At 71.0% G+C, this 8,502-nt stretch carries 9 protein-coding genes; 5 read left to right on the top strand and 4 right to left on the bottom strand.

Annotation, left to right across the window (positions count from 1 at the left end; all coding sequences use genetic code 11):
* The coding region (locus ESO86_RS07310) for a DbpA RNA binding domain-containing protein (protein ID WP_207207051.1) at nucleotides 1-485 on the top strand (485 nt) is incomplete at its 5' end.
* Between the two features lie 4 nt (nucleotides 486-489).
* On the opposite strand, the gene ESO86_RS07305 is transcribed toward ESO86_RS07310, so the two are convergent.
* Together ESO86_RS07305 and ESO86_RS07300 are read right to left on the bottom strand one after the other, a co-directional pair.
* Nucleotides 490-1,059 (bottom strand): GIY-YIG nuclease family protein, encoded by a 570-nt coding sequence (locus ESO86_RS07305; protein WP_129234309.1) that lies wholly within the window; start codon nucleotides 1,057-1,059, stop codon nucleotides 490-492.
* 136 nt (nucleotides 1,060-1,195) lie between these two features.
* Nucleotides 1,196-2,212 carry a LacI family DNA-binding transcriptional regulator gene (locus ESO86_RS07300; RefSeq protein WP_129234308.1) on the bottom strand — a complete coding sequence of 339 codons (1,017 nt, stop codon included), beginning with the start codon at nucleotides 2,210-2,212 and terminating at the stop codon, nucleotides 1,196-1,198.
* Between the two features lie 76 nt (nucleotides 2,213-2,288).
* Here ESO86_RS07300 and ESO86_RS07295 point away from each other — a divergent pair, with 76 nt between their 5' ends.
* From ESO86_RS07295 to rhaS, 4 genes are read left to right on the top strand one after another with little or no spacing between them, the layout of a single operon-like run.
* Nucleotides 2,289-3,872, top strand: a complete 1,584-nt coding sequence (locus ESO86_RS07295; RefSeq protein ID WP_129234307.1) for a sugar ABC transporter ATP-binding protein — start codon at nucleotides 2,289-2,291, stop codon at nucleotides 3,870-3,872.
* Nucleotides 3,869-4,918: an ABC transporter permease gene (locus ESO86_RS07290; RefSeq protein ID WP_129234306.1), complete on the top strand. Its 1,050-nt coding sequence runs from the start codon at nucleotides 3,869-3,871 to the stop codon at nucleotides 4,916-4,918. The genes ESO86_RS07295 and ESO86_RS07290 overlap by 4 nt, the downstream gene beginning before the upstream one ends.
* Nucleotides 4,915-5,988, top strand: a complete 1,074-nt coding sequence (locus ESO86_RS07285; protein WP_129234305.1) for an ABC transporter permease — start codon at nucleotides 4,915-4,917, stop codon at nucleotides 5,986-5,988. Before ESO86_RS07290 ends, ESO86_RS07285 begins: the two co-directional genes overlap by 4 nt.
* A 56-nt stretch (nucleotides 5,989-6,044) precedes the next feature.
* Nucleotides 6,045-7,091 (top strand): rhamnose ABC transporter substrate-binding protein, encoded by a 1,047-nt coding sequence (rhaS, locus tag ESO86_RS07280; RefSeq protein ID WP_129234304.1) that lies wholly within the window; start codon nucleotides 6,045-6,047, stop codon nucleotides 7,089-7,091.
* Nucleotides 7,092-7,171: 80 nt separating this feature from the next.
* Here rhaS and ESO86_RS07275 read toward each other — a convergent pair whose 3' ends face one another.
* Both ESO86_RS07275 and ESO86_RS07270 read right to left on the bottom strand, forming a co-directional pair.
* Nucleotides 7,172-7,813, bottom strand: a complete 642-nt coding sequence (locus ESO86_RS07275) for a response regulator transcription factor (RefSeq protein WP_129234303.1) — start codon at nucleotides 7,811-7,813, stop codon at nucleotides 7,172-7,174.
* On the bottom strand, nucleotides 7,810-8,502 hold a 693-nt coding region (locus tag ESO86_RS07270; RefSeq protein WP_242492254.1), incomplete at its 5' end, for a sensor histidine kinase. The genes ESO86_RS07275 and ESO86_RS07270, both read right to left, overlap by 4 nt.

Here is an 8,502-nt window from a genome sequence, read left to right as displayed (position 1 = left end):
ACCGCGGCGGCCGTGACCGGGGCGACCGGCAGCCGCGCGCGGGCATGGCGACGTACCGCCTCGACGTCGGCAAGCGCCACCGCGTGATGCCCGGGCAGATCGTCGGCGCGCTCGCGAACGAGGGCGGGCTCGCGCGCGACGACTTCGGCGCCATCCGCATCCAGGCCGACTTCTCGCTCGTCGAGCTGCCTGCGAACCTGCCGAAGGACGTGTTCGACCGGCTCGCCGACACCCGGATCTCGGGGCGCCTGATCGACCTCCGCCTCGACACGGGTGGGCGGCCGCGCCGCCAGTACGACGACCGTCGCGGCGGCGGGCGCTCCTACGACCGCGACCGCGGCTCCGACCGCGGGTACGGCGGCGGTGGACGCGGGTACGACCGCGACCGCGGATCGGGCGGCGGCCGAGGATACGACGACCGCGGCCACGGCGGCGACACGGGAGACGGACGCAAGCCGCGCAAGCCGCGGCACGGCAAGTCCTGAGCGCTCACGCGCGGCGGGCGAGTTCCTCGCTGCGCCAGCGGTCGTAGCGGTCCCACGGGTCCTCGCCGCTCGCGGCGAGTTCGGCGACGTGCCGGACGAGCGCTTCGTCGAAGCGGAACCACTCGCGCCCGGGCCACCGGGACGCGGCGAACTCCGCGTGGCGGCGCTGCTCGAGGGCGCGCCCGCCGCGCTCGAACGCGAGCACCTCGTCGTGCGGGATCGTCGCGAGCCGCTGCCTGGGGTTCGATGAGGTGCCGATCTTGACGCGCTCGCGCCAGCGGACGTAGTACACGACGTCGACACGCGGCGGCGGCAGCTCGGCATCCGCCACGTCGCCGAGGCGCCATTCGCAGGTCGCGCAGACCCACCCCGACGGGTACCGCACGCCGACCCGCGACCCGCACATCCGGCACGCGCCGGGCAGCACGTCGGTCACCCCGTGCTCGCGGACGATCCAGTCGTGGGCTGCGAGCAGGTGCTGCGTGCACATGCGGAGCGGAGCGCCGCGTTCGGCGGGCGCCCCGCACGGCCCGCGCTCGTCCACGGCCGTGCAGGCCGCGGCATCCGTCGTCATGCGCCGAACGCTACGCCGGCCCTCCGACAGCCCATCCGAGTGCGGATTCCGCGGTGGAGTGCGCGTCGGGATCGACCTCCACCGCAGAAGCGGCATTCGAACGTGCGATTGCGCGGGCGCGCGCGCACCCGCGCGCTCAGCGTCGCGGGTCCGTGCTCGCGCGCACGACGAGCTCGGGCTGGAAGACCGTCTGGCGCGGGATCAGCTCGGGGTCGGCCGTCTCCTCGAGGAGGATCCGCAGCGCCGTGCGCCCGATCATCCGGCTGGGTTGCCGCATCGAGGACAGCGGCACCGCGGCCGCCGCGGCGAAGACGTTGTCGTCGAAGCCGATGAGGGCGATGTCGTCGGGGACGAGCACTCGGCCGTCGACGATGAGCGACTGCAGGAGCCCGAGCGCGAGCAGGTCGTTGGCGGCGAAGATCGCGTCGGGCCGCTGCGAGCGTGGTCGCGCGACGATCCGCGCGCCGGCGGCCGCGCCGTCGGCCACGGTGAGCGCATCGGTCGCGACGACCTCGAGGTCGACGTGCTCGCCGGCGTTCTCGGCGGCGGCACGGGCCCCCGCGAGGCGGTCCGTGACCTGGCGCATCTCGAACGGTCCGCCCACGAACGCGATCCGGCGGCGTCCGGTCGCGATGAGGTGCTCGACGGCCATCCGCCCGCCTGCGACGCTGTCGACCGAGACGGAGCTGAACCGCCCGTCGCCGCTGAACCGGTCGACGAGCACGGCCGCGATCCCGCGCGCGCGCAGTCGCTCGAGCCGTGGGTTGATGTCGCCGTACGGGGAGATGAGCACGCCGCGGACCTGCTGCTCCTCGAAGAGGTCGAGGTACATGCGCTCGCGCTTCGGGTCCTCGTCGGTGTTGCCGTAGAGGATCGCGATGCCCGACTTGGACCCCTCGTCCTCGGCTCCGCGCACGACGTCGCCGAAGAAGGGGTTCTGCCCGTCGAGCACCACGAAGCCGACGGTCGTGCTCACCCCGGCGCGGAGCTTCCTCGCGGCATCGTTGCGCACGTAGCCGAGGGCCTCGATCGCCTCCTGCACGCGGCGCACCGACTCGGCGGACACCTCGCCGGGTCGGTTGAGGACGTTGGAGACCGTGCCCACCGAGACGCCCGCGTGCTGGGCGACGTCGCGAATGCTGACCGCGGCCATCCTGCTCCTTCGCAATCGATCTTCGAGGTCATCCGTCCGGGTCGGACTTGACCCTCGCCGATGTCCTACATAGAGTATGCCTGAATCGAGCCTGAATCGATTCATAAAGTTTCACCTCAAGGAGGAGGACGTGACCGTGGAGCAGACCACCACGACCCCCGGGCCCCCGGCGCTCGAGCTCGCGAAGGTCGTGAAGTCGTTCGGCGCCGTCGTCGCCCTCCGATCGGGCACCATCACCCTCGAGCAGGGATCGATCCACGCACTGATCGGCGAGAACGGCGCGGGCAAGTCGACCCTCGTCAAGATCATCGCCGGCCTGTACCGCCGCGACGCGGGCACCTTCAAGCTCCGCGGCGAGGACGTCGACTTCCACTCGACCGCGCAGTCGAAGGCCGCGGGCATCGCCGTCATCTACCAGGAGCCGACGCTCTTCCCCGACCTGTCGGTCACCGAGAACATCTTCATGGGTCGCCAACCCACCAACCGCATCGGCAGGATCGACCGGAAGGCGATGCGGGCCGAAGCCGAGGAGATCTTCTCGCGGCTCGGCGTCTCGATCGACCCCGAGCGCATCACCGACGGCCTGTCGATCGCCGACCAGCAGATCATCGAGATCGCCAAGGCGATCTCGCTCGACGCCCGCGTGCTCATCATGGACGAGCCGACCGCCGCCCTCTCCGGCGTCGAGGTCGAGCGCCTCTTCGCCGTCGCGCGGAGCCTCCGCGACGAGGGCCGCGCGCTCATGTTCATCTCGCACCGGTTCGACGAGGTCTTCGCACTGTGCGACACCGTCACGGTCATGCGCGACGGCAGCTACATCGCCACCGAGCCGATCGCCGAGACGAGCGTCGACGAGCTCGTCCGCCAGATGGTGGGCCGGGACGTCGCCGAGCTCTTCCCGAAGCTGCCCGCCGAGATCGGCGACGATGTGCTCGTCGTCGAGGGGCTCACCCGGCCCGGCGTCTTCCACGACATCAGCTTCACGGTCCGTGCCGGCGAGATCGTCGGCCTTGCCGGCCTCGTCGGCGCGGGCCGCAGCGAGGTGGCGCGGGCGATCTTCGGCGTCGACCCGTACTCCTCCGGTTCGGTCCGGGTCTCCGGCACGTCGCTGCCGAAGGGCAACCCGAACGCCGCGATGGCGAGGGGCCTGGCGCTCGTGCCCGAGGACCGGCGCAAGCAGGGCCTGGTGCTCGACGAGTCCGTCTCGCGCAACATCACCCTCGCCATCCGTTCGACCCTCACCAAGGGCGGGCTCCTGACCGACCGGGCGCAGAACACCGCGGCCGCGGTGTGGGCGAGCCGGCTCGAGGTCAAGACGGCCGCGCTCGACGCCGAGACGGGCACGCTCTCGGGCGGCAACCAGCAGAAGGTCGTGCTCGGCAAGTGGCTCGCGACCGAGCCCACGGTGCTCATCGTCGACGAGCCCACGCGAGGCATCGACGTCGGCACCAAATCGGAGGTGCACCGCCTGTTGTCCGAGCTCGCGCAGCAGGGCATCGCGATCCTCATGATCAGCTCCGAGCTCCCCGAGGTCCTCGGCATGGCCGATCGCGTCCTCGTGATGCGCGAGGGCGCGCTCACCGGGGAGTTCCCCCGATCCGAGGCCACCCCCGAGGCCGTCATGTTCGCCGCCACCGCCGACAAGGAGGACGCGAAGTGACCGCGACCACCGCCCCGCCCGCCCCGCCCGCGCAGCCTGGATCGTCAGCTGCGACGCGCATCGTCTCGCACATCTTCAAGGCCCGCGAGACCGGCATCCTCATCGCCCTGCTCGCGGTGATCGTCGTCGCGACCACCGTCAACCCGAACTTCCTCTTCTCGTCCGACGGGTTCCGCGACCTGCTGCTCACGCCGTCGCTGCTGCTGCTCGTCGCCGTCGGCCAGGCGATCGTGATCATCACGCGCAACGTCGACCTCTCGGTCGGCTCGGTGCTCGGTCTGACCGCCTACCTGACGGGCCGGCTGTTCATCGACCTCCCCGGCATCCCGGTGATCGCGGTGTTCCTCGCAGGCATCGCCTTCGGTGCGATCCTCGGCCTGGTCAACGGCGCGCTGGTCGCATTCGCCAGGGTGCCCGCGCTCGTGATCACGCTGGGCACGCTCTACATCTACCGCGGCATCAACGTCGCGTGGACCGGGAGCGACCGGATCAACGCGTCCGACCTCCCCGCGGCGTTCCGCGGGCTCGGCACCGGCCAGATCCTGTTCATCCCGATCCTCACGATCATCGCCGTCATCGTGCTCGTCATCGCCGCGTGGGTGCTCCGCAACCTGCGCAGCGGCCGCGAGTTCTACGCGATCGGCTCCGACCCCGACGCCGCGCACCTCTACGGCCTTCGCGTGACCCGTCGCATCCTCACCGCGTTCGTGCTCAGCGGCGCGCTCGCCGGCCTCTCCGGCGTGCTCTACGCCGCGCGCTACGGCACCGTGAGCTCGGCTGCGGGAACGGGCCTGGAGCTCCAGGCGATCGGCGCCGCCGTCATCGGCGGCGTCGCGATCTCGGGCGGCGTGGGCACCGTCTGGGGTGCCGCGATCGGCGCCTACCTGCTGCTCACGATCAACCGGGCGCTCCCGATCGTCGGCATCCAGGACTTCTGGCAGCGCGCCGTGGTCGGTGCGCTGATCATCGGCGCGATCGTGCTCGACCGGGTCCTGGCGCTCCGACAACACCGCAAGCTCATCGAGGCCAGGGAGGACGTGCGATGACCGCCACGGCACCGGCATCCGTTCCGGACACCCGTTCCGCCCGCACCTACGCGGCCTACTCGCGGCCGCTCTGGCGCCGCGTGCTCCTGACGCGCGAGTCCGCCATCATCGGGCTGCTCATCGTGGTCATCGCGGTGTCGCTCGCGGTCGTCCCGAACTTCGACAGCCCCCTCACGGTGACGTACCTGCTGCGCGACATCGCACCGATCCTGCTGATCGCGCTCCCGATGACGCTCATCATCATCACCGAGGAGATCGACCTCTCGGTGGCGAGCGTCGTCGGCCTCTCCAGCGTGATGACCGGCATCCTCACGCAGGCCGGCTGGCCCTTCGCCGTCGCCGCGATCACCGCGATCCTCGTCGGCACGATCGCCGGCGTGGTCAACGGGTTCCTCGTCACCGTCGTCGGCCTGCCGTCGCTCGCCGTCACCATCGGCACGCTCGCGCTGTTCCGCGGCATCGCCGTCGGGCTGCTCGGCACGACCGCGGTGACCGAGTTCCCCGAGTCCTGGTCGGACCTCGCGAAGGACAACATCCCGGGGACCCCGATCCCGGGCATCATGATCCCGTTCGTCGTGCTCGCCATCGGGTTCGCGATCCTGCTGCACTTCACGCCGTTCGGCCGATCGCTCTACGCCATCGGCCTGAACAAGGAGGCCGCGTCGTTCTCGGGCATCAACGTCGGGCGCACGAAGTTCTGGCTGTTCGTCATGAGCGGTACCATCTCCGGCTTCGCCGGCGTGTACTTCACGCTGCTCTACAGCAACGCCCGCGGCGACAACGCGACCGGCCTCGAACTGCAGGTCATCGCGGCGGTCCTGCTCGGGGGCGTCTCGATCTTCGGCGGTCGCGGCGCCCTGCACGGGGTGATCGCCGGCGTCCTGCTCATCGGAGTGCTCGGCAGCGCGCTCCGCCTCGCGGGGGTCACCTCGGACATCATCAACGTCATCACGGGCGTGCTGCTCGTGCTCTCGGTGGTGTCGGCAAGTCTCCTCGCCTGGCTCCGCCGTCGGCGGATCTCGGCGATCGGGAAGAAGAAGGAGCGAGAGCTGGCGGCGTCGTCGTCCTGATCGCTCCACCTGGAATCACACACAGTCGGTCACCGGCACCAAGGAAGGAAACAACGATGTTCACCAAGCAGCGTTCGCGCCGTTTCGGCGTGGCGATCACCGCGGCGGCTGCCGCGACGGTCCTGGCCCTGACGGGCTGTGCCTCGAGTGGGGATGGCGGGGGTGACTCCGGGGGTGATGGCGGTGACGCGAACCTTTCGGTGACGTTCCTGCCGAAGAACCTGGGCAACCCGTACTTCGACACCTCGTCCGCGGGCGGGCAGGAGGCCGTCGAGGAGTTCGGCGGCGAGTTCGCCGAGGTCGGCCCGACCGAGGCGTCGCCGACGTCGCAGGTCTCGTTCATCCAGACCGCGGCGCAGCAGGGCGTGGGCGCCCTCGTGGTGTCGGCGAACGACCCCGAGGCGATCTGCGACGCCCTGGACGAGGCATCCGGAGCCGGGGTCAAGGTCGTCACGTTCGACTCGGACACGAACCCCGAGTGCCGCGACCTGTTCATCAACCAGGCCACCGCCGAGGGCATCGCGAAGATCCAGGTCGACCTGATCGCGGAGCAGATCGGCGACGAGGGCCAGGTCGCGGTGCTGTCGGCGTCGGCGAACGCGACGAACCAGAACGCGTGGATCGAGATGATGGAGGAGGAGCTGGCCGCCAACCACCCCGACATCGAGCTCGTCGAGGTCGTCTACGGCGACGACGACGACCAGACCTCGTTCGACAAGACTGCGGCGCTGCTGCAGACCTACCCGGAGCTGAAGGGCATCATCTCGCCCACCACGGTCGGCATCGCGGCAGCGGCACGCTACCTGTCGACCTCGGAGTACCAGGGGCAGGTCGCCCTCACCGGCCTCGGCACCCCGAACCAGATGCGGGAGTACGTCGAGGACGGCACCGTGACCGCGTTCGCGCTGTGGAACCCGGCCGACCTGGGCTACCTGGCCGCGTACGCGGCGCAGGCGCTGATCACGGGCGAGATCACCGGTGAGGAGGGCGACACGTTCGAGGCCGGCAAGCTCGGCTCGTACGAGGTCGGCGCCGACGGCACCGTCCTGCTCGGCGACCCCTACGTCTTCGACGCCGACAACATCGGCGACTTCGACTTCTAGGGAGTCCACCGCCTCAGGAGTCACTGCCTGAACGCGAACGGGCCCGGGCGACGCCCCGGGCCCGTTCCGCGTGCGGCGGGTCAGTCGTCGCCGTGGGTGCGTCGCTCCATCTGGTAGATCGCGGCCTGCGTGCGCCGCTCGAAGCCGAGCTTGGAGAGCAGCCCCGACACGTAGTTCTTGACGGTCTTCTCGGCGAGGCCGAGCTGCTCGCCGATCTGACGGTTCGTGAGTCCGTCGGCGATGAGCGCGAGCACCTGCCGCTCGCGGAGGTTCAGCGCGCTGAACCGCGGGTCGTCGTGCTCGTCGGCCTTCGCCTGCTGCGACACGCGCGCCGCGATCGAGCGGTCGATCAGCGACCGGCCGGACGCCACCTTCCGCACGTCCTCGACGATGGTCGTGCCCCGCACGTTCTTCAGCACGTACCCTGCGGCGCCGGCGAGCACGGCCGACATCGCGGCCTGGTCGTCGTCGTACGCCGTGAGGATCAGGCACGCGAGCTCGGGATGCCGCGACCGCAGCTCACGGCAGAGGTCGATGCCGTCGCCGTCGGGGAGTCGCATGTCGAGCACGGCGACATCCGGCTTCGTCGCCTCGATCCGGGCCAGTGCCTGCGCGACGGTGCCGGCCTCGCCGACGACCTCGAGGTCGTGCTCGCGGTCCAGCAGCTGCGCGACGCCGCGCCGGACGATCTCGTGGTCGTCGACGAGGAACACACGGGTCATGTCGTCGGGTCTCCTTCCGGGAAGGTGATGGGTGCCGTCCACCGCGCTCGGGTGCCGGCGGGGCTGCTGTCGAGGTCGAATGCGCCACCGAGCCGCTCGGCCCGGACGCGGAGGTTCTCCAGGCCGCTGCGCCTGGCCGCATCGCCGATGCCGCGTCCGTCGTCGGCCACCTCGGCGGTGACGCGTGCGTCGGCCGCGACGATCGAGAGGGTGACGGATGCCGCGCCCGAGTGCTTCACGGCGTTCGAGAGCAGTTCACGGACCGACGCGGTGAGCTCGTCGGCGAGCGCCCCCTCCGAGAGGAGGTCGACCGGGCCCGCGAACGAGACCGCGACGGGCTGGGGGAGATGCCGTGACGCGCCGCCTGCGAGGTCGAGCACCCGGTGGCGCAGCGTCGGCGCGCCGCCGTCCTGGGGGGTCAGCGCGAACACGATCGTGCGCACCTGCGCGATGGCCTCGTCGATCGCCTCCACGGCCGATCCGAGGCGTTCGGCGACGGCGCCGGGGGAGTCCGCCGCCGCGGCCTCGAGGTCGAGCCCGGCGCCGTAGAGCTGCTGCACCACGTGGTCGTGCAGGTCGCGCGCGATGCGCGCCCGGTCCTCGAGCAGGAGGCCGCGCTGCTGCGCCTCACGCGCCGCGGCGAGTTCGCGGGCGAGGGAGACGCGGTCGGCGAGGTCCTCCGCGATGCG

Origin of the sequence: Agromyces binzhouensis, assembly GCF_004135055.1 — a bacterium.
Lineage (GTDB): Bacteria > Actinomycetota > Actinomycetes > Actinomycetales > Microbacteriaceae > Agromyces > Agromyces binzhouensis.
The sequence above is the reverse complement of the archived record's forward strand: the minus strand, read 5'-3'. Positions and strand labels throughout refer to the sequence as shown.